Annotated in this window: 21 protein-coding genes; 7 read left to right on the forward strand and 14 right to left on the reverse strand. The window is 54.6% G+C overall.

Annotation, left to right across the window (positions count from 1 at the left end; all coding sequences use genetic code 11):
• Positions 1-706 precede the first annotated feature (706 nt).
• The gene (gene yddG / locus QQZ17_RS14720) at positions 707-1,588 is read right to left on the reverse strand and encodes an aromatic amino acid efflux DMT transporter YddG (protein ID WP_152404658.1); all 882 of its coding nucleotides are present in this window, start codon (positions 1,586-1,588) and stop codon (positions 707-709) included.
• Between the two features lie 236 nt (positions 1,589-1,824).
• Here yddG and fdnG point away from each other — a divergent pair, with 236 nt between their 5' ends.
• The 4 genes from fdnG (at position 1,825) to QQZ17_RS14740 (ending at position 7,150) form a co-directional block, all read left to right on the forward strand.
• Positions 1,825-4,872: a formate dehydrogenase-N subunit alpha gene (gene fdnG / locus QQZ17_RS14725; RefSeq protein ID WP_152404660.1), complete on the forward strand. Its 3,048-nt coding sequence runs from the start codon at positions 1,825-1,827 to the stop codon at positions 4,870-4,872.
• A gap of 12 nt (positions 4,873-4,884) precedes the next feature.
• Positions 4,885-5,769, forward strand: coding sequence for a formate dehydrogenase subunit beta (fdxH, locus tag QQZ17_RS14730; protein WP_152404662.1), 885 nt, complete (start codon positions 4,885-4,887; stop codon positions 5,767-5,769).
• On the forward strand, positions 5,762-6,418 hold the full coding sequence (gene fdnI / locus QQZ17_RS14735) for a formate dehydrogenase-N subunit gamma (protein WP_152404664.1): 657 nt from the start codon (positions 5,762-5,764) through the stop codon (positions 6,416-6,418). The genes fdxH and fdnI overlap by 8 nt, the downstream gene beginning before the upstream one ends.
• Before the next feature lie 129 nt (positions 6,419-6,547).
• Positions 6,548-7,150, forward strand: coding sequence for an inorganic diphosphatase (locus QQZ17_RS14740; RefSeq protein ID WP_152404666.1), 603 nt, complete (start codon positions 6,548-6,550; stop codon positions 7,148-7,150).
• A 46-nt stretch (positions 7,151-7,196) separates the two neighbouring features.
• On the opposite strand, the gene QQZ17_RS14745 is transcribed toward QQZ17_RS14740, so the two are convergent.
• From QQZ17_RS14745 to sra, 5 genes are all read right to left on the reverse strand, one after another.
• Positions 7,197-7,481 (reverse strand): HigA family addiction module antitoxin, encoded by a 285-nt coding sequence (locus tag QQZ17_RS14745; RefSeq protein WP_152404669.1) that lies wholly within the window; start codon positions 7,479-7,481, stop codon positions 7,197-7,199.
• Positions 7,481-7,759 carry a type II toxin-antitoxin system RelE/ParE family toxin gene (locus QQZ17_RS14750; protein WP_152406330.1) on the reverse strand — a complete coding sequence of 93 codons (279 nt, stop codon included), beginning with the start codon at positions 7,757-7,759 and terminating at the stop codon, positions 7,481-7,483. The genes QQZ17_RS14745 and QQZ17_RS14750 overlap by 1 nt, the downstream gene beginning before the upstream one ends.
• Before the next feature lie 179 nt (positions 7,760-7,938).
• The gene (locus tag QQZ17_RS14755) at positions 7,939-9,654 is read right to left on the reverse strand and encodes an ABC-F family ATP-binding cassette domain-containing protein (RefSeq protein ID WP_152404671.1); all 1,716 of its coding nucleotides are present in this window, start codon (positions 9,652-9,654) and stop codon (positions 7,939-7,941) included.
• Positions 9,655-9,962: 308 nt separating this feature from the next.
• Positions 9,963-11,660 carry a malate dehydrogenase gene (gene maeA / locus QQZ17_RS14760; protein WP_152404673.1) on the reverse strand — a complete coding sequence of 566 codons (1,698 nt, stop codon included), beginning with the start codon at positions 11,658-11,660 and terminating at the stop codon, positions 9,963-9,965.
• Between the two features lie 171 nt (positions 11,661-11,831).
• Positions 11,832-11,975 (reverse strand): stationary-phase-induced ribosome-associated protein, encoded by a 144-nt coding sequence (gene sra, locus QQZ17_RS14765; RefSeq protein WP_061077521.1) that lies wholly within the window; start codon positions 11,973-11,975, stop codon positions 11,832-11,834.
• A 227-nt stretch (positions 11,976-12,202) separates the two neighbouring features.
• On the opposite strand from sra, the gene osmC reads away from it, so the two are divergent.
• Positions 12,203-12,634 carry a peroxiredoxin OsmC gene (gene osmC, locus QQZ17_RS14770; RefSeq protein WP_152404675.1) on the forward strand — a complete coding sequence of 144 codons (432 nt, stop codon included), beginning with the start codon at positions 12,203-12,205 and terminating at the stop codon, positions 12,632-12,634.
• Positions 12,635-12,715: 81 nt separating this feature from the next.
• On the opposite strand, the gene QQZ17_RS14775 is transcribed toward osmC, so the two are convergent.
• From QQZ17_RS14775 to QQZ17_RS14805, 7 genes are read right to left on the reverse strand one after another with little or no spacing between them, the layout of a single operon-like run.
• Positions 12,716-13,642, reverse strand: a complete 927-nt coding sequence (locus QQZ17_RS14775; protein ID WP_152404677.1) for an oligopeptide/dipeptide ABC transporter ATP-binding protein — start codon at positions 13,640-13,642, stop codon at positions 12,716-12,718.
• The gene (locus tag QQZ17_RS14780) at positions 13,635-14,621 is read right to left on the reverse strand and encodes an ABC transporter ATP-binding protein (RefSeq protein ID WP_152406331.1); all 987 of its coding nucleotides are present in this window, start codon (positions 14,619-14,621) and stop codon (positions 13,635-13,637) included. The genes QQZ17_RS14775 and QQZ17_RS14780 overlap by 8 nt, the downstream gene beginning before the upstream one ends.
• Positions 14,621-15,514, reverse strand: a complete 894-nt coding sequence (gene ddpC, locus QQZ17_RS14785; RefSeq protein WP_152404679.1) for a D,D-dipeptide ABC transporter permease — start codon at positions 15,512-15,514, stop codon at positions 14,621-14,623. The genes QQZ17_RS14780 and ddpC overlap by 1 nt, the downstream gene beginning before the upstream one ends.
• Positions 15,511-16,533, reverse strand: a complete 1,023-nt coding sequence (locus QQZ17_RS14790) for an ABC transporter permease (RefSeq protein WP_152404681.1) — start codon at positions 16,531-16,533, stop codon at positions 15,511-15,513. Before QQZ17_RS14790 ends, ddpC begins: the two co-directional genes overlap by 4 nt.
• 44 nt (positions 16,534-16,577) lie before the next feature.
• A complete protein-coding gene (locus QQZ17_RS14795; protein WP_152404683.1) occupies positions 16,578-18,128 on the reverse strand; it encodes an ABC transporter substrate-binding protein in 1,551 nt (516 codons plus the stop codon).
• Between the two features lie 15 nt (positions 18,129-18,143).
• Complete coding sequence (gene ddpX / locus QQZ17_RS14800; protein ID WP_152404685.1) at positions 18,144-18,731, reverse strand: D-alanyl-D-alanine dipeptidase; 588 nt, start codon at positions 18,729-18,731, stop codon at positions 18,144-18,146.
• Positions 18,732-18,745: 14 nt separating this feature from the next.
• Complete coding sequence (locus QQZ17_RS14805; RefSeq protein ID WP_152404687.1) at positions 18,746-19,612, reverse strand: MurR/RpiR family transcriptional regulator; 867 nt, start codon at positions 19,610-19,612, stop codon at positions 18,746-18,748.
• 402 nt (positions 19,613-20,014) lie between these two features.
• On the opposite strand from QQZ17_RS14805, the gene hdeB reads away from it, so the two are divergent.
• A complete protein-coding gene (gene hdeB, locus QQZ17_RS14810) occupies positions 20,015-20,344 on the forward strand; it encodes an acid-activated periplasmic chaperone HdeB (protein ID WP_152404689.1) in 330 nt (109 codons plus the stop codon).
• 157 nt (positions 20,345-20,501) lie between these two features.
• Positions 20,502-22,433 (forward strand): methyl-accepting chemotaxis protein, encoded by a 1,932-nt coding sequence (locus QQZ17_RS14815; RefSeq protein ID WP_152404692.1) that lies wholly within the window; start codon positions 20,502-20,504, stop codon positions 22,431-22,433.
• Positions 22,434-22,544: 111 nt separating this feature from the next.
• Here the strand turns inward: QQZ17_RS14815 and dosP are convergent, their stop codons facing one another.
• A complete protein-coding gene (dosP, locus tag QQZ17_RS14820; RefSeq protein WP_152404694.1) occupies positions 22,545-24,950 on the reverse strand; it encodes an oxygen-sensing cyclic-di-GMP phosphodiesterase DosP in 2,406 nt (801 codons plus the stop codon).
• Position 24,951 lies beyond the last annotated feature (1 nt).

The following is a 24,951-nucleotide window of genomic DNA, read 5'->3' on the forward strand; positions in this document are numbered from 1 at the left end:
GGTATTGGTGCTATGATCGGCATCGCTCAGTCCGGTTGGTGGTTTTGGTTGGTTTGGCGATTGATCAGATCGCACAATCCGGGCTGAGTTCCCTTTCAGTGATCTACTATTCCGCGCAGCTATTTAGTCACTGCCACTGCAACTAATTTAAGTTTCATTGTTAACAATCCTTATAATTTTCTTGGTGTGATTCCTGAACCATTGCCGAACGAATCGCTTCATCAATGGCAAACTATTTTTAAGGTACGCAGCAGTACCAATTCAATAATAAGTTTCATGGAATTGCAGATTATTTCTATTTGTGTGATCCAGATCGCCTTAAGTCAAATCTGAGGCGCGGAAATTCCTGGAAATAACTATCTATGCAATATTTACGCAGGGGACTATATACGGGTTATCGGTTATTATATGAGTTAGTTACCGATGTGTATTATATACGCGTTAATAATTGTAAATCAGCGAAATCATTTAATTATTTAGCGTCTTGTTAGCATAAATTTAACATAAGTATAAAAACTTAATATTTCTGTTGTAAGGAAATAAATAAACCTGAATCAGCTCCATAATAAAGGTATGGCAGGGCGATCGAAAAAAGCGAATAAGAATTTTCTAACAATCAGTAAATATCCTAAGGAACGACAGTTGATTTATTGTCTCGCGAAGGATGATGTCCGGGTCAGAAAAGGGGGGCGACCCGGTGATAGCGTTACGCGCGGCGTGTGGCCCACCAGCAGAGCAGCGAACCAATGCAAACCATAATGGCACCCTGCCAGAAGGAGAACGACAGCGGGGCGCTCAACAGCACGGCTGCCAGCGCAGATGACAGCACCGGTGTGAAATAAGAACCTACCGCCATGATGGTGACATTTCCGTGCAAAATCCCCACGTTCCAGGCGGCATAGGCAAAGCCCAGCGTCAGCGCGGCAGAGACGAGCTTAATCACCACCGGCGTACTGAACATCATTTCGGGCTGCGGCGTCAGAAAATAGTGGACCCACAAACTGAGTGCCGTCAGTAAAACAAAAACCGTAATGCCATTAAACCCCCGCGCGTATTTATTGGTCACGGTACAGTAGGTCGCCCAGATAAACGCGCCGAGAAAGGCGAGAAAGTAGCTCAACGGACTGCTGGTGATATTGCTGATAATCTCTCCAGGATTCAGACCGTTTTCTCCACCCAGCACCCAACAGATACCGGTTATTGCGAGCAGGACGCCGGGAACGATTATCCAGGTGGTTTTTTGACCGTTAAACAGAATCGCGAATAACACCGTCAGACTTGGCCATAAATAATTGACCATACCGACCTCAATCGCCTGATGACGGGTAGCGGCATAGCCCAACGATAACGCCAGACATATTTCATAACTGACAAACAGCACGCTACCGGCGATTAAATAACCAACAGGGAAACGACGGATATTGGGAAATCCCACGGTAAATATCAACAGCAGCCCACTTAATGAATAGATTGCCGCCGCACCACCAACTGGCCCAAGTCCCTCACTGACGCCACGAATCAGACCCACCATTGTGCTCCACAACACAATGGCAATAAGTCCAATCAGCGTTGCTTTTTGTTTCGTCATTCTGTTTGCCGTTTTCCATGCCTTATCAAAAAAGAAGTTGAAATATATAGCACTTTTTTAGCGGATTTATCCAGGCGAATGCTGAGGAGGTATTACCACCTTGGTGGTATATAAAACCGACAATTGGGACTATTTAGTAGCGGAACCGTTTCGTTATTGATTTGACTCAAAAAAAATACGGGTATTGCTGTTAGTTTCCTCGGCGACATGACAACTCTGGAAAAAGAGGGAAAGCAATGAACGTCAGCCGCAGAAAGTTTTTTAAAATCTGCGCGGGCGGTATGGCTGGAACAACGGTTGCTGCGTTGGGATTTACGCCCAAAATGGCACTGGCTCAATCGCGAAATTATAAGCTGTTGCGCGCGAAAGAGATCCGAAACACCTGCACATACTGTTCCGTAGGTTGCGGGCTATTAATGTATAGCCTGGGAGATGGAGCAAAAAACGCCAAAGAAGCGCTTTATCATATCGAAGGGGATCCGGATCATCCGGTGAGCCGTGGCGCATTGTGTCCGAAGGGTGCCGGTCTGCTGGATTACGTCCATAGCGAAAACCGCCTGCGTTACCCGGAATATCGCGCGCCAGGCTCCGATAAATGGCAGCGCATTAGCTGGGATGAGGCACTCACCCGCATTGCTAAACTGATGAAGGCTGACCGTGACGCCAACTTTATTGAGAAAAACGAACAGGGCGTAACGGTAAACCGCTGGCTTTCCACGGGGATGCTCTGTGCCTCCGCTGCCAGTAATGAAACTGGCATGCTGACGCAAAAATTTGTGCGCTCACTCGGCATGCTGGCAGTAGACAACCAGGCGCGCGTCTGACACGGACCAACGGTAGCAAGTCTTGCTCCAACATTTGGTCGCGGTGCGATGACCAACCACTGGGTTGATATCAAAAACGCGAACGTCGTGATGGTGATGGGCGGTAACGCCGCGGAAGCCCATCCAGTGGGATTCCGCTGGGCGATGGAAGCGAAGAACAACAATGACGCCACGCTGATTGTTGTCGATCCCCGTTTCACCCGTACCGCCTCGGTTGCCGATATTTATGCGCCGATTCGCTCTGGCACGGACATTACGTTCCTGTCCGGCGTGCTGCGGTATCTGATTGAAAATAACAAAATTAACGCCGAATACGTCAGGCATTACACCAACGCCAGCCTGCTGGTGCGGGATGATTTCACCTTTGACGACGGTTTATTCAGCGGTTATGACGCGAAAAAACGGCAGTACGACAAGTCGTCCTGGAACTACCAGTTCGATGAAAACGGCTATGCCAGACGCGATGAAACCCTGTCGCATCCGCGCTGCGTATGGAATCTGCTGAAACAGCACGTTTCCCGCTATACGCCGGAGGTGGTAGAGAACATCTGTGGGACGCCGAAAGCTGACTTCCTGAAAGTGTGTGACGTGCTGGCCTCCACCAGTGCGGCGGATCGTACCACGACATTCCTGTATGCGCTGGGCTGGACGCAACACACGGTCGGGGCGCAGAACATTCGCACGATGGCGATGATCCAACTGCTGCTCGGCAACATGGGGATGGCAGGCGGCGGCGTTAACGCCCTGCGCGGTCACTCCAACATTCAGGGCTTAACCGACTTAGGTCTGCTCTCTACCAGCCTGCCGGGTTATCTGACGCTGCCGTCAGAAAAACAGAGCGACTGGCAGACCTGGCTGAACGCCAACACGCCAAAGGCCACGCTGCCCGACCAGGTGAACTACTGGAGCAACTATCCGAAGTTTGCCGTCAGCCTGATGAAATCGTTCTACGGCGATGATGCACGCAAAGAGAATGACTGGGGCTTTGACTGGTTGCCGAAATGGGATCAGGCGTACGACGTCATCAAATACTTCAACATGATGGATAGCGGGAAAGTCACCGGCTATATCTGTCAGGGCTTTAACCCGGTGGCGTCCTTCCCGGACAAAAACAAAGTGGTTCGCAGCCTGAGCAAGCTGAAGTACTTGGTGGTTATCGATCCGCTGGTGACTGAAACCTCAACCTTCTGGCAGAACCACGGCGAGTCGAACGATGTTGACCCGGCGTCGATTCAAACCGAAGTATTCCGTCTGCCGTCCACCTGTTTTGCCGAAGAAGATGGTTCTATCGCCAACTCCGGACGCTGGCTGCAGTGGCACTGGAAAGGTCAGGATGCTCCGGGTGAAGCACGTAACGACGGCGAAATTCTGGCCGGGTTGTTCCATCGTCTGCGCGAGATGTATCGCACAGAGGGGGGTAAAGGCGTGGAACCGCTGCTGAAAATGCGCTGGGACTACAAACAGCCGGATCATCCAGAGTCAGAAGAGGTGGCGAAAGAGAACAACGGCTATGCGCTGGCCGATCTCTATGACGCCAACGGTGTTCTAATCGCGAAGAAAGGGCAACTGCTCACCAGCTTCGCACAACTGCGTGATGACGGGTCGACCTCGTCTTCCTGCTGGATCTACACCGGTAGCTGGACGGAGAAGGGCAACCAGATGGCCAACCGCGATAACGCCGACCCGTCAGGGTTGGGCAATACGCTGGGTTGGGCATGGGCATGGCCGCTGAACCGTCGCGTGCTGTATAACCGCGCCTCAGCGGATATCAACGGTAAGCCGTGGGATGCGAAACGCATGCTGATCCAGTGGGACGGGGCGAAATGGACGGGTAATGATATCCCGGACTTCAACACCGCGCCTCCGGGCAGCGCAACCGGGCCGTTTATCATGCAGCCGGAAGGGCTGGGGCGTCTGTTTGCCCTTGATAAGCTGGCGGAGGGGCCGTTCCCGGAACACTACGAGCCGATGGAAACGCCGCTGGGAACCAACCCGCTGCATCCGAACGTCGTTTCCAGCCCGGTCGTGCGCATCTATGAAGATGACGTGTTGCGCCTTGGGAAGAAAGACGCGTTCCCGTATGTCGGAACGACCTATCGTCTGACCGAGCACTTCCACACCTGGACCAAGCACGCGCTGCTGAACGCCATCGCGCAGCCGGAACAGTTTGTGGAGATCAGCGAAACGCTGGCCGCCGCCAAAGGCATTGGCAATGGCGACTACGTGACGGTAAGCAGCAAGCGCGGATTCATTCGCGCGGTTGCGGTGGTTACGCGTCGTCTGCGAACGCTGCACGTCAACGGTCAGCAGGTTGAAACCGTCGGGATCCCGCTGCACTGGGGCTTTGAAGGGGTTGCGCGTAAAGGCTATATCGCCAACACCCTGACGCCAAACGTCGGTGACTCAAACTCGCAAACGCCGGAGTACAAAGCGTTTTTAGTTAACATCGAGAAGGCGTAAGGGGGCGAGCATATGTCTTTGGAAACGCAGGACATCATCAAAAAGTCCGCAACGAACGCGATCACGCCGCCGCCGCAGGCGCGTGATTACAAAGCCGAGGTCGCCAAACTCATTGACGTCACCTCCTGCGTGGGCTGCAAAGCCTGCCAGGTGGCCTGTTCTGAGTGGAACGACATCCGTGATGACGTGGGGCATTGTGTCGGGGTGTATGACAATCCCGCCGATCTCAGCGCCAAGTCCTGGACGGTGATGCGTTTTAGCGAAACCGAGCAGAACGGCAAGCTGGAATGGCTGATTCGTAAAGACGGCTGTATGCACTGTGAAGATCCGGGCTGCCTGAAGGCGTGCCCGTCTGCCGGGGCAATCATCCAGTACGCCAACGGGATTGTCGATTTCCAGTCCGAACACTGCATTGGCTGCGGCTACTGCATCGCCGGGTGTCCATTTAATATTCCGCGCCTCAATAAAGAGGATAACCGCGTCTATAAATGCACACTCTGCGTCGATCGCGTCAGCGTGGGTCAGGAACCGGCCTGTGTCAAAACCTGTCCGACCGGGGCGATTCATTTCGGTACCAAGCAACAGATGTTGGAAATGGGCGAGCAGCGCGTCGAAAAGCTGAAGGCGCGCGGTTACGAACATGCTGGCGTCTATAACCCGCAGGGCGTAGGCGGTACGCACGTGATGTATGTTCTGCATCACGCGAATCAGCCGGAGCTCTATCACGGTTTGCCGAACGAACCGAAAGTCGACACGTCTATCAATCTGTGGAAAGGGGCGCTGAAACCCCTGGCGGCGGCCGGATTTATCGCCACTTTTGCCGGGCTTATCTATCATTACATCGGTATTGGCCCGAACAAAGAAGTGGACGATGACGAGGAGGACCATCATGAGTAAGTCGAAAATGATTGTGCGCACGAAGTTCATCGACCGCGCCTGTCACTGGACGGTGGTGATTTGCTTCTTCCTCGTGGCGCTGTCGGGGATTTCGTTTTTCTTCCCGACGCTGCAATGGCTGACGCAAACCTTCGGTACGCCGCAGATGGGACGTATTTTGCATCCGTTCTTTGGCGTGGCGATTTTTGTCGCGCTGATGTTCATGTTTGTTCGTTTCGTCCATCACAACATCCCGGATAAGAAAGACCTTCCGTGGCTGAAGAACATTGTTGAAGTGCTGAAAGGCAACGAACATAAAGTGGCGGATGTCGGCAAATATAACGCCGGACAAAAGATGATGTTCTGGTCAATTATGAGCATGATTTTTGTGCTGCTGGTGACCGGCGTGATCATCTGGCGTCCGTACTTCGCGCAATACTTCCCGATGCAGGTGGTGCGTTACAGCCTGCTGATCCACGCGGCGGCGGGGATCGTTCTGATTCACGCCATCCTCATCCATATGTATATGGCATTCTGGGTGAAGGGATCGATTAAAGGGATGATTGAAGGGAAGGTGAGTCGCCGCTGGGCGAAGAAACACCACCCGCGCTGGTATCGTGACATCGAAAAGGCAGAAGCAAAAAAAGAGAGTGAAGAAGGGTTAAGCTAATTCTCTTTTTTTCAGATTAAAGGGGCGCTACACAAGTAGTGCCTTTTTTTTGCCATAAAAACGTCATGATCCTGACATCGACTAAACGTAACGTGTTGTCTTCACAAATAACCGAAGAGTTAACCGACAATGCATCTGGTCAAAAAATTAGTCGCGGTAAGCGTACTTCTTTGTGCGTCAGTTCAGGCGCAGAACATCCTCGATTTTCCACAACCGGAGAACAATCCGGAAGAGTTTTACGCCGTGACGGAAATTCCGGCCGGTGGGATCATTAAATACGAAACCGACGCTAAAACCGGATTCATCTTCGCGGACCGCTTCCAGTCGATGCCGGTCGCTTATCCGGCAAACTACGGCTCACTGACCCAGTCACTGGCGGGCGATGGGGATCCGCTGGACGTGATTTTCTACACCCGCGCTCCGATGGCACCGGGAACGCTGATCAAGCTGCGCGCGATTGGTGTACTGAAGATGATTGATGGCGGCGAGAAGGATGACAAAATTGTGGCGGTTCCCGCCAGCAAAATTGATCCTACGTATGACGACATCAAGGAACTGGCCGACCTGCCAAAAATTGAGGTTCAGCGTCTGGAATCGTTCTTCCGTGTCTATAAAGCGTTACCGGAAGGGCGTAAGAAAGTGGAGCTGAACGGCTTTAACGACGCGGCGACCGCGAAGCAGGAAATCAAACAGGCATGGGACGCCTGGAAAGCGAAAAATCCTCAGCAATAAGTGAATCTGCCGGACGGTGTGTTTGCCTGTCCGGCATGCAACGCCTTTACTGCGCGGCCAGCCGGCGCAGGCGGGAAACGTCCACGCTTTTTTGCGCTTGCGCCAGACTCCAGGTATTTTGCAGATTCAACCACATTTCCGGAGAACTGCCGATCACTACCGAGAGTTTGATCGCCATTTCCGGGGTCAGGGCCGCTTTGCCCGTAAGTAACCGACTTGCCGTTGAGGGCGCAATCTCCATTGCTCGGGCAAATTCACGCAAACTGACGTTCAGTTCGTCCAGCGCTTCCTGAATGATATCCCCGGGGCGGGGATGATTCGCCATTTTCATCAGTGATAATCCTCGTAATCCAGAATGTACGCATCGCCATTGACGAATTCAAACGTCATACGCCAGTTGCCTGAAACCGAAATCGCCCAGACGCCATCGCGATCGCCGCTCAGGGGATGCAGTCGGTAACCGGGCATGTTGATATCGTTCACGCAGCCTGCGGCATCAATCACAGCAAGGCGGTGTCGTAAACGTCTGACGTGATTTGTCATCACACCTGACGTTTTGCCGTGAAGAAACAGGTCGCGTAATCCCTTGTGCCTGAAATTCATGATCATCCAGTTCACCTCGTTCCTTCAGGAGGAACAGTAGCATTATGTTCCGTGTGGCGCAACAATTTTCGCCGTCGTGTGCGTGATTGTCTGGCGAAATGAGCAAAGAGAAAAGGAGAGGGGATGAATACTGGAAAGCGCTACGCAAATTGCCCGGTAAACATCACGTTACCGGGCATTGAGGGTTAAAGACGTGCGGTGAGGTCGTCTATCTCTTTACGCCATTGAGCCTGTAACTGCGGCTTCTGGTGTCTGGGTTTACGGGCCAGATCCTCAGCCAGACGCTGCTCAAGCGCGAGCAGTTTTTCCAACAGGTCTTCCTCGTCAATGCGCTCCAGGGCAAGCGGACCGTCATCTTTCACATCAGCCGACGAAAGTTCCGCTGTGGTCTGCCGGATATGCGCATAGACGGCTTCCAGATCGTGCCATTCGCTCAGTTCACCGTCGTCAACAAACCAGAACCGATTACAGCTCTGGCTGATGAGTTGACGATCGTGACTGACCAGCAGCACGCCGCCCTCAAAGGTTTGTAGCGTCTGCGCCAGCGCTTCTTTGCCCTCCATATCCAGATGGTTAGTCGGTTCATCCAGCATGAGCAGGCTATAGCGCGCCAGCGACAGTCCGACGAACAGCAGGCGCGAACGCTCGCCGCCGCTTAATGTACTGACCGATTGCGAATGGCGAATCCACGGGAATCCCGCGCTTATCAGCGCCATTTTGCGGATGTCCGGTTGCGGGGCGAACGGTTCAAGGGCGTCAAACAACGACGCATTATCCGGCAGTTGATGCAGCGTCTGGTCGTAGTAGCCCAGTGAAACGCGAGGGTGAAGGCGCAGTGAATCTGACGTCTGCTCCGTCAGATAATGCTGCCAGATCAGTTTTAACAGCGAGGATTTACCGCAACCGTTACGCCCGACGATCGCCACCCGATCGCCGCACTTCAGGCGGATGCCTGCAATGGTAAACAACGTTGGCGCGTCCGGGGCAGGCATGACCGACAGGTGCGATAATTCCAGCAGACGGTCTGCTCGCAGTGCGTCTCCGTGTAATGTTAGTGACCACTGACTTCCTGCCGTCAGATCCGTTTGCACCTCCTTCAGACGTAACACCTGCTTTTCCATTTGCTTCGCTTTGCGCGACAGATCTTCGTTGTCGTACACTTTCCCCCAGGTTGCCAGTCGTTTAGCGCTGGCGGTGACGCGGTCGATCTCCTTTTGTTCCGCCTTATGGCGTAACGCGTCGCTGGCATCGCGCTCAATCAGCGCCTGCCGGGCCGCGCTACAGGACAACGCAAAGGTATGAAGGGTACGATCGCGCAGGATCCACGTGCCGTTTGTGATCGCATCCAGCAGGTGCGGATCGTGGGACACCACCACGAAACTGCCGCACCAGTTCTGTAAAAACTGTTCCAGCCACAGTAGCGTCGGCAAATCCAGGTGGTTACCCGGTTCGTCAAGCAGCAGAAGGTCTGGTTGGCGCATCAGCGCGCGGGCCAGCAGCAGACGCGTATGCTGACCGCCGCTCAGGGTCTGCGCCGTCAGTTGTCGATCCTGGACACGGAAGCCCATCTGCGCGAGCAAGGTGTCGACCTGCCAGAGTTGACTGGGGCGTTCATGTTCAGGAAGTTGAGCCAACACGGCTTCCTGTAACGTCAGCGGCAGGATCTCATCAGGCAAATGTTGTTCAACACGGGCAAGATGGCAATGGTTCGCCAGCGCCAGGGTTCCGCCGGTCGGGGCAATTGAACCGTCGAGAATTTTAAGCAGTGTGCTTTTGCCGCAACCGTTGTAGCCGATAAGCCCAATGCGATCGCCTTTTTTCAGGGTAAACGTCAGATCGTCGAAAAGCGTGCCGAACGCCGTATCAACGTGCAGGGATTGTGCGGTTAGTAATGTGCTCATTGTTGCTTACTCAAGAGTTACAGGCGTAAAAACGCCTCGTCAAACATCGCTGACGATAACCCGGTAAGCCCGAGAGAAGGGGAATTCAGAAGTTAGCTTCGCTCAAGCAGAAGTTATCGCAGCACGATACCGATAACGCTTGAGCACTGGCGATCGCCAAAAGCATGTGAAGCGATGAATCGTTCACAGTACAGCATAAGTATCCTCCTTTTATTTATCCGAATGTTAATCGATGGTGAAAGTGTAAGCGCAAGTGATGAGACAGCGCAAGCCTGAAGGCCCGGCAGCGTACGCCACCGGGCAGTTCATCAGATGGAAGTACGACGATAATCGCGATATTCCGCCTGCCAGAAGTTCTCTTCGATAGCCTGCAACAGCGCTTCGGCAGAGGTTTTCACCGCCACGCCCTGTTGTTGTGCCATTTTACCGACGGCAAACGCAATGGCGCGCGAGACGGTCTGAATGTCTTTCAGTTCCGGTAACACGAGCCCTTCACCGTTGAGTACCAGCGGCGAGTACTGGGCCAGCGTTTCACTGGCGGACATCAGCATCTCATCGGTAATGCGGGATGCGCCGGAGGCAATCACGCCCAGCCCAATCCCGGGGAAAATATAGGCGTTGTTACACTGGGCAATAGGATAGATTTTGTCTTTCCAGACCACGGGCATAAACGGACTGCCGGTGGCGACCAGCGCGTTACCTTCCGTCCAGGCGATGATGTCCTGCGGCGTTGCTTCCACACGCGAGGTGGGGTTAGACAGTGGCATCACGATCGGGCGCGGGCAATGCTTGTGCATTTCGCGGATGATCTCTTCGGTGAACAAACCGGTTTGTCCGGAAACGCCGATCAGAATATCGGGCTTAACGTTACGGACTACGTCAAGCAGCGACAGCACGTCGTTGTCGCTGTCCCACGATTGCAGATTTTCACGTTTCTGCACCAGTTTGGTCTGGAAGGAGAGTAGATTCGGCATCTGGTCGGTCAGCAGGCCAAAACGGTCCACCATGAAGACTCTCTGGCGCGCGGCCTCTTCGCTCAAACCTTCACGCTGGATCTGAGCAACTATCTGCTCGGCAATACCGCAACCGGCGGAACCCGCGCCGAGGAAGACAATTTTCTGCTCGCTGAGCTGGCTACCTGCCGCTCGGCTGGCGGCGATCAGCGTACCAACGGTAACCGCAGCGGTGCCTTGAATGTCGTCGTTGAAGGAGCAGATTTCGTCGCGATAGCGGTTAAGGAGCGGCATGGCGTTCTTCTGCGCGAAATCTTCGAACTGCAGCAGAACGTCCGGCCAACGGTGCTTAACCGCCTGAATAAATTCATCGACAAACGCATAGTATTCATCATCGGTGACACGCGGATTTCGCCAGCCCATGTACAACGGATCGTTGAGCAGTTGCGGGTTGTTGGTTCCCACATCCAGCACCACAGGCAGGGTATAGGCAGGGCTAATCCCGCCACAGGCGGTGTACAGTGAAAGCTTCCCGATTGGAATGCCCATCCCGCCGATCCCCTGGTCGCCAAGACCGAGGATACGCTCGCCGTCGGTCACCACGATTACTTTGATGTTGTGGTTGGGTACGTTTTGCAGAATGTCGTCCATGTTGTGGCGGTTCTGGTAGGAGATGAACACGCCGCGCGCGCGACGATAAATCTCGGAGAAACGTTCACAGGCAGCACCTACCGTCGGGGTATAGATAACCGGCATCATCTCATCGAGATGGTTGTGAACCAGTCGGTAGAACAGGGTTTCGTTGGTATCCTGAATATTGCGCAGGTAGATGTGCTTGTCGATTTCCGTTTTGAATCCCTGATACTGGATCCAGGCACGTTCCGCCTGTTCTTCAATCGATTCGACCACTTCCGGCAGTAACCCCAGCAGGTTGAAGTTACGGCGTTCCTCCGTACTGAACGCACTGCCTTTATTCAGTAAGGGAAATTCCAGCAGTACCGGGCCAGCGTAAGGAATATAAAGGGAACGCATTTTTTTGCTTTTGGTTTCCATGTCACTCACTCTTTTTTGGATATCCGTCCCTGGCACTTTTTATAATACGTCGCCATTCCACCAGGGTATCGGGCACAGAGTATAAAGCATTGCGAATGGATTAAGGCTTTTTGTAAGCAAAAACACCATCGCGGTTGCGATGGTGTTTATCGTCATATTCGGGCTGTACGGTTACTTCTTGCTGTCTGCGTGGCGTTTTCTGCCGGTAGGGTTGTTCACCACGCTGGATTTTTCACCTTCAGTCACCACTTTGCGCTGATTGGAGATTTTATGGTCCAGTCCAAGAATATGACGGGCCTGACGGTTCGATTTCATTCTAACTCCTTTATCCTGTTACTGGTTTCAAGGATGAGTCCATATGACTTCGGACGAAATATAACCCTTAAGGTCGACGATACAGAAAAATACCGACCTGATTGATGGTCGGCCATTTTCTCTGAAAGGTCAATGTGTAAGCGGGGAATTAAGAAGTCTCTGCTAACCGCCACAAAATCTGCTGAACGTCCTATACTTGTTATCCCGACGATAAAAAGGAGAGAACGATGACTATCCATAAGAAAGGTCAGGCACACTGGGAAGGCGACATCAAACGCGGAAAAGGCACTGTTTCGACGGAAAGTGGCGTGCTTAACCAGCAGCCTTATGGTTTTAATACCCGCTTTGAAGGGGTGAAAGGCACCAACCCGGAAGAGTTGATTGGCGCGGCGCATGCCGCCTGTTTCTCAATGGCGCTGTCGTTGATGCTTGGCGAAGCAGGCTTCACGCCAGAGGCTATCGACACCACGGCGGACGTGTCGCTGGATAAAGTCGATGCCGGTTTTGCCATTACCAAAATTGCGCTACACAGCGAAGTGAAGGTGCCGGGAATCGATGCCGCCACCTTCGACGGTATCATCCAGAAAGCGAAAGCCGGCTGCCCGGTCTCGCAGGTGCTGAAAACGGAAATCACCCTCGATTATCAACTGAAGTCATAGCGACAGTATTGCCCGGTCGCGTGATGCGAACCGGGCATAAAAGCCTTACTGTACAACCCAACATCACGCACCAGCTTAGCGCTATCCGGCACGCCAGCAGCGCACGTCGATTCCCGAATCAAGTCTGCGTAGCACCTGTCGGTTTTCACATCCGCTACCGGCGAGCGGACACCGTTCACGAAAGAAACACCCCACCGGCAGAACCCGGTTGCCGGGCAACTCCGTTTTGCGAATCACCAACTCTTCGGCCAGCGGCGCGCCGGTTTTTGGCACGGAATCCAGCAGCAGACGGGTATAAGGATGTGCCGGGGTGGTAAGTACCTGCGCCGTGTCGCCGAGTTCGACGATTTGCCCGAGGTACATCACCGCCACCCGGTCGCTCATATGACGTACCACCGAGACGTTATGCGAGATCAGAATGTAGGTCAGATTGCGACTGGCCTGCAGTGCAACCAGCAGGTTCAGGATCTGCGCCTGAACGGAAATATCCAGCGCAGATGTGGGTTCATCCAGCACGATCACGTCCGGTTCTGACGACAGCGCGCGGGCAATAGCAATACGCTGACGCTGCCCGCCGGAGAAGGCGTGTGGCAGACGGTCGAGATATTCCGGGCGGATCCCGACCTGGCTTGCTAACGCGGCGGCCAGCGCCCGACGCTCCCGCTCGCTACTGCGCTTGTGGATCCACACCGGTTCGGTGATTATCCGCCAGACGGGCAGACGCGGATCCAGCGAAGAGAGCGGGTCCTGAAACACCATCTGCATTTCGGTCGACGCGGAGTCCTGCTGATACTGTCCCTGGCTGGGTTTCAGCATTCCCATAAGTAACTGCGCCAGCGTACTTTTACCGCAGCCGGATTCGCCCACGATCCCCAGCGTTTCGCCCCGACGGATCTGTAAATCCATCCCGTTGAGCGCGTGCACGCGTTCGGTCACCCGTCCCAGCCAGTTTTTCTTCGCCGGGAAATCAACGTGCACATCTTCTAAGGCCAGTAATGTTTCAGACATGGGAACTCTCCAGATGGGGATACCAGCAGGCTGACCGCTGGTCGCCAGCGCCGAGGGGGCTCATGGTGGGTATCGTTTCGCAAAGCGGACCCGCGGCAAAACAGCGATCCCGAAACGCGCAGCCGTGCGGCAAACAGGTGAGATCCGGCACGGTGCCTGGGATTGCCGGCAGCGGTTGACGCGGTTCACCCTGTTCCGGCGCACATTTGAGCAGGCCAATCGAATAGGGATGGGTCGGATGGTGAATCACGGCATCGGTCGGGCCGCTTTCAATGACGCTTCCGGCATACATCACGTACAGCCGGTCGCACAGTTGCGACACCACCGCCATGTCATGACTGATAAACAGCACGGCCGTACCGCTGGCGCGGGCTTTGTGCTTCAGCAACCGCAGCACCTGCAACTGCACGGTGACGTCCAGCGCGGTGGTAGGTTCATCGGCGATGATCAGTTCCGGCTCGCAGGAGAAGGCAAGGGCGATCATGACCCGCTGACGCATCCCACCCGAAAGCTCAAACGGAAAGCGGCTCATCACCCCGGCGGCGTCGGGGATCTGCATCTCTTCCAGCAGGGTAATCGCTTTTTCGCGGGCCTGCGCACGACTCACCGTCTGGTGGTGGCGAATCACCTCAACCATCTGCTGGCCAATACGGCGCGTCGGGTTGAGGGCCGTCATCGGCTCCTGGAAGATCATCGCCACGCGGGCGCCGCGCCACTGGCGCATCTGCTTCTCACTGGCGTTCAGCACATCTTCGCCCAGTAACGAGACGCGCCCCTGATGGATGCGATAGCTGCCTTCCGGCAGCAGACGCATGGTGAGCATCGCCGTGACCGACTTCCCGGAGCCTGATTCGCCCACCACGCCGACAATCTCGCCGCGATGAATGCGCAGCGACACATGGCTCAGTGCATGAACATCGGCTTTGTATCCCGGAAAGCTTAAGTGTAAATCGTCTATTGCCAGCACCGGTTGAGTCATCACTGTTTTCCTCCTGCTTTCGGATCCAGCAGATCGCGGATCCCGTCACCGAACAGGTTAAAACCGACGGCGGTGATCAGGATGGCGGCACCGGGGAAGGCGCAATACCACCACTGATCGAGAACGTAGTTGCGGCCAATCGCCACCATTGCCCCCCATTCTGCGCTCGGTTGCTGGGCACCAAGCCCGATAAAGCCCAATGTTGCCGCCATCAGGATGGCGCTGCCGATATCCAGCGACGCCTGCACAATCAGCGGCGGCAGCGAGTTGCGCAGGATGTGCCAACTGATCAAATGCCAGCGGGAGGCACCGTACGTGCGGGCAGCCTGCACATAGGCAAACTGGCGCACGACCAGCGTTTGTCCGCGCGCCAGTCGCACATAAAAGGGAATGCGCACAATGGCAATTGCCAGCATCGCGTTAAGCAGGCTCGGACCCAGCGCGGCGGCCAGCGCCATCGTCAGCACCAGAGAGGGGATAGACAACATGATATCCATCATCCGCATGATGATGGCGTCAGCGCGACCGCCCATCACGCCGGACAGACAACCGAGCAGTGAGCCAACGCCGCCGGCAATCCCGACCACCACCAGCCCGGCGACAATCGACTGCTGGCTGCCCACCAGCACGCGACTGAACAGATCCCGTCCGACCTCATCCGTTCCGAACCAGTGCGTCGCCGTCGGTGGCAACAACCGTGCGCTTAAATCAATGGCATTCGGATCGTAAGGCGTTAGCCACGGCGACAACACCATCAGCAACAGCATCAGGACAATGATCGCCCCGCCAATTAGGGTCAGCGGACTGCCCTTCATCAGCCAGAACAGTCTGGCCCAGTCTATGCGCCGACGCGTCGCGCGAACCGGCGTCGGGGTCTCTTCGGTTAACATCATTCAGCACCTCCGCGCCCGATGCGTGGGTCCACCCACAGATAGAGCAGATCGACCACCAGGTTGACCAGCACATAAGCAAAAGAGACCACCACGGCAAAGCCCATCACCGCCGGGAAATCAAGCGCCTGAATCGACGTTACCACCCAGGCGCCCATACCGGGCCAGGCAAAAACAGTTTCGGTCAGTACTGCGCCATACAGCAGATCGCCCAGCGCCAGTCCAAGTACGGTGATCGACGGGATCAGCGCGTTGGGCAGGGCGTAACACAGTACGATGTACCAGCCGGGAAGACCGCTGGCTTTAGCCGTGCGGATATAATCTTCACTGAGCTGTTCCAGCATCGCAGAACGAATTTGCCGTGCCACAATCCCCAGATGAACGAACGCCAGCGTCAGCGACGGTAAAATCAGATGCTGTAGCGCATTGAAAAAGACCTCGCCGTTGCCTTCCAGCAGGGCATCAATCAGATAAAACCCGGTGACATGCGTCGGCGGATCCAACCAGTCATCCAGTCGTCCGCCTCCCGGTAAAATGTGCAGTTGTCCGTAAAACAGCACGATAACGCCCAGGCCCAGCCAGAAAGCCGGCGTTGAAATACCGGTGATCGCCATCAGGCGCACCAGATGGTCCAGCCAGCGATTACGCCAGACGGCGGAGAGGATGCCTAACGGAATACCGATGACCAGCGCCAGCAGTAGCGAGCAAAAGGCCAGCTCCAGCGTGGCCGGGAAAAAAACGCGCAGCTCTTCCATCACCGGACGTCCGGTGCGAATCGAAATGCCTAAGTCGCCCTGAAAGACATCGCCTACGTAGCGGGCAAACTGCACGTACAGCGGTTGATTCAACCCAAGCTGTTGGCGAATGTTCTCGACAATCTCTTCGCTTGCCCGGTCGCCCGCCAGCAGGCGCGCCGGATCGCCGGGGATCAGGTGCGAAATAATAAAAGTGATGACGCAAACGCCGGCCACGACAAGGACAAGTCCCCAGCAGCGCTGGCGCAAAATGCTCCAGAAAGTCATTGGCTTCCCCTGGCGGAGCCAATACGGCTCCGCATTAACGTGGCTTATTTGCTCATGGTGCCGATATTAAAGACCTGCTCGAGCATCGGATTGAACACGAAGCCTTTGACCTCTTTGTTCATCGCTAACTGGTAGTTCTTCTGGAACAGATAGACGTAAGCCGCTTCATCAATGACTATCTTCTGTGCCTGCTGGTAGTCCGTGGTTCTGGCCGTCTGATCGGTCGTGCTCAGCGCACTGCGCAACAGCTTGTCGACCTCGGCATTTTCATAGAACGAACGGTTTCCGGGCAGTCCTTTCTTGTCAGACTCGAACCAGTAGTTCATGAACATATACGGGTCAGCGAAGTCCGGACTCCAGTTGCCGATGGCGATGTCGTAATCGCCTTTACCCACGCGATCGCGCATCGTGGCATTCGCCAGTTTTTCCAGCTTCACGGTAATGCCCAGTTTGCTGAGGCTGGCCTGAGTGGCGAGGGCAATCGGCTCCCAGTTTGGATCGTTATCGGAATAGAGGAAGCTCAGGCTGGTAGGTTTGCTGGCGACTTTCTCCCATTCAGCTTTCGCTTTGGCTTCATCAAAGTGATATTGCAGCGCAGAGGGGTCATAGCCCCACATGCCTTCCGGGATAGGCCCGCGCATCTGTTTGCCGTTACCGCTGAGGATCCCTTTCACCATGCCCTGATAGTCGGTGGACCAGGAGATAGCCCGACGCAGTTCCGCCTGATTCAGCGGCGCTTTGCTGTTGTTCAGATAAAGATAGGTCACGCGCAGCGACGGATAGTCCGCCACCGCAACGCTGCCTTCGTGTTTTAACGCGCTGAGCTGATCCACCGGCAGGGCATCGGCGATATCGATATCGCCACGCGACAGTTGCAGGCGACGCGACGCACTCTCACCGATGATTTTCACCGACACGCGTTTAAAATTCGGTTTTGGCCCGGCGTAATGCGGGTTCGGAACCAGCACCAGTTGTTGACCTTTCTGCCAGCTTTTCAGCATAAACGGCCCGGAGCCTGCGGTGTTTTGCGCCAGAAAGCCGCGAGCGTCATCCGCCGCATGCGCTTTCAGCACGGCAGGGTTGACGATCGACGCCCCGTCATTGGCCAACGTATAGAGAAACGGCGCGAACGGTTGGCTGAGGGTAAATTTCACCGTGTGTGCATCAACGGCTTCCACTTTGAGATCTTTGGGAAACGCTTCTGCGGGCCCCTGGCTGATTTTCAGCAGACGCTCGAAGGACTGTTTCACCGCCTCGGCGGTCACGGCGGAGCCGTCGGCAAATTTGGCCCGATCGTCAAGCGTAAAGGTCCACTCTTTCTGATCGTCAGAGGCTTTCCAGCCGCTTGCCAGATCGCCTTCCACTTCGGTAGAGCCTTTGTCACCCTCGGTTTTATACTTCACCAGCCGCTGATAGGACGGATAAGTGACCGTCCAGTCGTTATTATCAATGGTAACCGCCGGGTCAAGGGTTTGCGGATCGGCGGCTTTGCCGATCACCAGCATGTCTTTCGGGACGGCAGCCTGAGCCGCAGGCAGGGTCATCGCCAGGGCAACAGCAAGCAACGCGGGGCGAAATAGCAGAGTTAGTTTCATGATGAAGCTCCGGAATCAAAAGGATGTGTGTGTCGTTGTAGTCGTAACGGGAAAGCAGGCAATACAGTCTTCCAGCAGCGGATAGCGACTCGCGGCGGGTAACTCAAAATGCCACCACTCGCTGCTGATGCCGACGAAGCCACCGCCAAACATAATGGCGTTGAGTAACAGTCGGTTACGCTGCGCGGCGGCAGGAACAGAAGGGTGGTAAGCATGGGAACGGTCGTGCATCTCATCAAAACCCGCGCCCATATCCAGGATCTTGCCGTTCGCGTCTTTCAGGGTGACGTCGATGGCCGTTCCGCGACTGTGGTTGGAGCCGATAGCGACATCGACCACGTACTGCGGATCGGGGCAGGCATCCCACAGGATCGACTGCGCCTGCTGTGGGCGATAGGCGTCATAAACCACCAGAGAAAGGCCCGCCAGTTGCGCGATGCTGATGCTTTTTGCCAGCGCGGTGACGGCATCCTGATGCAGCAGGCAGCGCGATTCGCGATAAATCGGCGCGCCGGTCAGGTTATCGGCGGTCGCGTATTTGAGGTCGATATCCAGCGTCGGAAAAATCACCGACAGATCGGCCAGTTGCGGAGTTTCAGACATAGCACGTTTCCTGTTTATTGTTCGAATTGACCAAATTCTTGTTGTAACTGGCGGTTGGTCTGTAACCGCCCGGTAAGTGAATCGCCCAGATGTTCTGCCACGCCGGAAAGCAACAGGTTGAACAGACAGCTCACGGGAGCCAGCGAATCCCAGAAGTGTCCGGTGTCGGTTTTCACCTGCAGTAAGTCGATGGCGTAATCTCGCGCCCAGGGGCACCAGATATCGGTTACCAGCGCCAGCGGTATTTGCCGCTCGCTGGCGACGCGGCAATACTGCCGGGCGATGGCGGAGTAGGCGCGGGTATCGGTCAGCACCACATACGGTTTCTCAAACCCGGAATTGAGGGACTCCACCCAACTGCCGGAGAGCCCTTCGGAATAGTTCACCCTGGGCCGCAGATACTCGAGGTGACTGAAAAAAGCGTTGGCGATACCCCGCGTCGACTGGATCCCCAGCACATATACCGCTTCCGCCTGCGCCAGTTGCCGGATAATGCGCTGGAAAGTTTCACCTTGCGCCAGTTGATAAACATGGGCGATCGCATCTATCTCCAGCGACAGCGACTGACGTGCGCGGTCCGGCAACTGCTGCTGTTGCTGCCAGGAGTCCAGACGCTCGTTCATGCCCCAGGGCTGATAGGGAACGCCCGGCAGTTCCCGCAGGCTGGCTTTGACATCTTCCAGATTGCGGTAGCCGATTTTGCGCAGGTAGCGTCCGACGGTAATCCCGCTGGTGCCCGTCGCTTTGCCAATGCTGTCGGCGGTTTCAAACGGGATCTGCGCCGCATGGGTTAACAGCCAGCTGGCAACGCGCTTTTCGCTCGGCGTATGCAGGCTGAAGGTCTGTTCAATTCGGGTCAGTAACTCAGGTTTTGCTGTCATCACCGTCTCGCTGTTACCAGGCTGTCAAAAGTCCGCTCACTGTTAGTCAATTAACAATGCAGGACGCGTGCCATGTTCGGAAACGCCGCCGCTGCGGGCGTCAATTGTTAAAATGACGCCGATTTTATTAACCAATGATCAACATTTGTGCAGCGTAGTGCAGTTTTGGTGCAACGGTAAGGTGGAAGGGCGTTTATCTGCAGGATACGCAGGCGGGATCACATTCTCGCGGCGAAATAAGCGGCAAACATCGGGATCGGTACAGGGAAATATCAATAACAGCCATAACACGTGTACATGTATTTATTTCTTTGAGGGGAAGGGTATTATTTTTCTCGTTCTACATTAACGGTTTAAAGCGCTCGTGTAGAGGTTATTTATATCATTAACGGAGTCATCATAATGAACAAATTCTCCCTTTCTACAGCAGGTATTTTAGTGGCAGCGCTGTTGACCAGTGTTAGCGTAAATGCAGCAACGAAAGACGCGAAAGCCGACGTCACCCCCAAAAGCATGAGCTGCCAGGAGTTCATCGACCTGAACCCGCAGACGATGGCACCGGTTGCCTTCTGGGTATTAAATGAAGATGAAGACTTTAAGGGCGGGGACTACGTCACTTTCGATGAAACCGTGACAACCGCCGTTCCTCTAACGGTTGAAATCTGTAAAAAACATCCGCAAAGCGAATTGGCTAAAATCAAAGACGAAATCAAAAAAGAATTAAGCAAATAAGATTAAGCGCTTATTTAAACCCAGCCAGAGTGCTGGGTTTTGCTATTTGTGACAATGTCACATTATTAATTTAAGACAATATTGGATTTTGTATAAAGCTCTAAAACCACGTGCCGATACTGAATATAAATTAGTCTGGAAATAAAAGGATGTTTATATGGTCTGGTATCCGTCACGTATTTCGACTCGTTTGACACTCGGGGGGATCGCGTTACTTGCCGTAACGACGTTAGTTATTGTTGTTATTATGCTTTGGCGCGGGCAACCTCGCGTCGTTGAAATCAACACGGCGTTGATCGAGGAGACCGGGCATGGCCTGACGCGTCAACTCAGCAGCGTCCTGTCACGCATTGAGGGAGAAACCGTTAGCCTGTCGCGCCTGGCCGAAGTCCTGCCAAATGACGAAGCGCTGTACCTCGCGGTTGTGCCGCGTTTACTGGGCGAACAAAATAAGTCGATCATCACCGGGGGCGGAATCTGGCCTGAGCCCGATGCCTTCACTCCCGGTGTTGCGCGTCGCAGCTTTTTCTGGGCACGCAATAACGACGATAAGCTGGTGTTTTCCGACGAATATAACGCGCCTGGCGGCAACGGTTACCACAGCGAAAGCTGGTATCAGGGCGCGAAAGGTCATTCAAAGGAAAACTGCGTCTGGTCTGATGTTTATCAGGATGCTATTTCCGGAATCAACATGGTGACCTGCAGCATTCCGTATCAACTGGAGGGTAAATTCGCCGGTGTGGCAACGACAGATATTCGACTCGATAACGTTGCCAGCTTTATGCAGCAGCAGGGCGGACGTACCGGTGGATACGCCTTTGTGGTCGATAAGCAGGGACAAATTCTCTATTTCCCGCAAAACGATCGGGATCATTACAAAACCGTTGGCGATCTGGTGAAGGCTTCCGCGTGGCTGAGTCCGGTCGCGCAGCGTTTGCAGAAACTGCGCACCGCAACCACCGATGTCTCCTCCATTGCACTGGAAAACGACGGCATTCTGAACGCGCCGTCACGCGTGATGCTGTTCCCGATGGCTGATACCGGTTGGGTGGTGGGGCTGGTGACGCCGCAAGAGCGCATCGTCGGACTGGCGAAAGTGATGATGCGCGATGTTCTTGAAGTGCTGATCCCGGTCATGACGCTGTTGCTGGTGGGCTCCTGGCTGGTTGTCCGCCGCTTGATTGCCCGTCTGGACGACACGCGCCGGGCGCTGGACGATATCGCACAGGGTGAAGGCGATCTGACCCGTCGCTTAGAAGTGAGAGGTAAAGACGAAATTTCGGCGATTGCGCAGGCGTTTAACCTTTTCGTGGATAAAATTTCCGCCATCCTGCTTACGGTGCGCAGCAGCAGTGAGGTGGTGGCGAGCAACGCCGTCAGCCTTGCCGACAGCAATACTGAATTGTCATCACGCGTCACCCAGCAGGCGGCGGCGCTGGAAGAGAGTGCGGCCGCGATGGAGCAACTTAATGCGACCGTACATCAAAATGCCAGTAATACCCAACTGGCTGATGAGCTTTCAGAAAGTACGGCGCAAACGGCTAATCGTTGCGGAGACGTCATGCATGGGGTGATTTCGACCATGGATAACGTCAGTGCCTCATCGGGTCGAATGGTTGAGATCGTTTCCGTGATTGACAGCATTGCTTTCCAGACGAACATTCTCGCGCTCAATGCCGCCGTGGAAGCGGCCCGCGCCGGGGATGCCGGGCGCGGATTTGCAGTCGTGGCATCGGAAGTCAGAACGCTGGCCCAGCGTAGCGCTACCGCCGCCCAGGAGATCAAAGCGCTGATTGATGAGTCGGTATCTCATGTCGATAACAGCAGCCAGCAAATTCATCATGCCGGCGATCGTTTACAGGAACTGGTGGGGCATGTTCGTCAGGTGCGTCAGTTAATGGGGGAAATTCGCGTGGCGGGAGAAGAGCAGCGCAAGGGCGTGGCCGAAGTTACGCTCGCCGTGACGGAAATGGACAGCACGGTCCAGCAGAACGCCTCGCTGATTGATGATGCGGCGGCGCGCACGCATATCTTAAAAGCCGAAGCGGAAGAACTGGCCTTGCAGGTATCATCGTTTAAATTGCCGTAACGTCGTTGTGATGGAATTGCCGGAGGAGACGTTGTCTTATCCGGCCAATACATGACATCACGCCAGAGGCCCGGTAAGCGACAGCGCCATCGGGCCTCTCATCACGGTGAATCAGATTTTCAACGGCAGCGCCGTCTGCATCCAGGTGGCTATCTCATCTGCCGGAATGGGACGGGAAAAATAATATCCCTGAATCACCGGACAATTCATTGAGCGCAACAGCTCAAATTGTTCCTTCGTTTCAACGCCTTCCGCAATTACCATCAGGTTCAGACTCTGCCCAATGCTGATAATTGCTTCCAGCAAAGACTGAATGCGTTTCTCGGTCTGGCAGCGATCGACAAAGGTTTTATCAATTTTTAATTCCGTTACGGGCAGGCTGACCAGGCGGGAGAGGCCGGAAAAACCGGTGCCGAAATCATCGATCGACAGTCCCACGCCCATGTTGCGTAAGATCTCAATGCGCCTGAGGATCTCTTCATCCTGCTCCATCATCATGCTTTCGGTGATTTCGACCGTCAGCTGATCGCCCGGAATGGCAAATTCCACCATCGCTTCCGATACCTGGTCCGGCAGTTGATTGCTGCGAAAGTGCAGGGCGGAGAGGTTCACCGACAGGGTCGGAATGGTCAGCGACATCGTGCGCCATTCCGCCAACTGGCGACACGCTTCTCTGACCACCCAGCGACCAATATTCTCAATTTCGCCCGTCTCTTCAGCGAGCGGAATAAAACGATTGGGCGGTACGTGACCGTGCACCGGGTCGCTCCAGCGCGCAAGCGCTTCGAAACCATACAGCTCGCCGGTCTGGGCAAAGATCTGCGGCTGATACACCAGCCGCAACTGGTCATTGGCAATGGCATTTTTCAACGCCGCGCCCAGTTGCAGACGTTCTTTTACGGCGAGGTTCATTTCTGGGTTGAAGAACTGCCAGCCGTTACCCCCCGCTTTGCGAATGAAATCCATCGCGTTGTGGGCCGTGGAAAGCAGATAATCACGTTCTCGTCCCGCCTCATAGCTAATCCCGATGCTGAAGGTCAACGGGAAGGGCTTGTCGTCATAAAGTGTCGCTTCACTGCCGATATTGATCAGTTCATCCGCAAACTGGGTGATATTACTCATTTCGTGGTCGTCACTGACCAACACAAACTGCGTGCCTTCGATACGGCTTAAATACTGATTGGGCCTGAGCCGGTCGCGAATTTTATTGATAACCTGCTGCAAAACCTGATCGGCTACGGCGTAGCCAAGACTGTCGATGACATCCTGGAAGTGATCGACGCTGATGAGAAACACCACCGGCGAGAAGGCTTTTGCGCCAACAATGAGATCGTCGAGATAGGCGTGCAGGTGATTGCGATTGGGCAGACCGGTGAGCGGGTCAAACTGCAGGAGATGCTCGATATGTTGACGGCTTTTCTCCTGTTCCAGCGCCAGGGCCGCCATATGTTGGCTGATATCTGCCACGCGCTCAATAAAGGCGCTGGTCTCTTTCCCTTTTGTCGTTTTAATTAATAGCGTCCCGGCCGGCTCACCATCACGTTGACGAATGGTGAGCGTCCAGACGCTCAAATCCTTCGCGTCGATCTCTTTTGATGACGCGGCCCAGAACTGACGGGCGTTATCTTTCAAGGCATACAGCGAAACATGCGTATCCCGCAATACCGCTTCGATATTGCGGCAAATAATGTCACCCATTTCGTGAAACGGCGGGCTGGTGCACATTGCCGCCAGAATATTGCCTTCAAGCTGGCGAATCTGCCGTTCTTCGGTGATATCAGAAAAGGTCATGACCAGGTTTTGCAGTTCACGACGCGGGTCATGAACCGGGCTGACAGACGCTTTAATCCAGATCTTTTCGCCCGCACGGGTGACCACCAGAAATTCGTCCTGATCGCGGGTCGTTTTCCAGAGTAGCTGTTTGAGTCTCAGGCGATTATCCGACGGCTCTTCGGGAATATTGAGCAGGTCATCCGGTTGTTGACCCGACGCATCGGTAATGCCGTAGCCAAACATTTCGGTAAAGGCGCGGTTACACTGAACAATGCGGCGCGCAGGGTCGAGCACAATCACCGGGCGGTCGAGATGATCGACCGCCAGCACCAGCAGACGTTTCTGTTCTTTTTGTTCCATCTCTACGCTGGCATCTCGCACAAGCGCCAGATAGAAAATCTTGCCAGCCACGTTTACTTTTGACAGGGCAAAACGCGTCCAGACTTTGCTGCCGTCTTTTCGTTCCAGCAGCAATTCCCGGCTCATCCCTTCGACACGCGCCTGGCCGCCTTCACGGTTATGCCGAATGTAATCCGGGTGAGCGGGGCGTAAATCATGGGGAATGAGCATCGAGATGCCATTACCGATCACCTCGTCACGACGATATCCCCAGAGCTTTTCCGCTGCCGGATTAAAAAACAGGACTTCGTCATTTTCATTAATTAATACCGCCCCCATCATATTCTGCTCAAGAGCAGGAAAGAAAATGCTGTCTCCGGAGCCTTCAACGTCGGTTAGCTTCATT

It is taken from the genome of Citrobacter sp. T1.2D-1 (assembly GCF_950098555.1).
Taxonomy (GTDB): domain Bacteria; phylum Pseudomonadota; class Gammaproteobacteria; order Enterobacterales; family Enterobacteriaceae; genus Citrobacter_A; species Citrobacter_A telavivensis.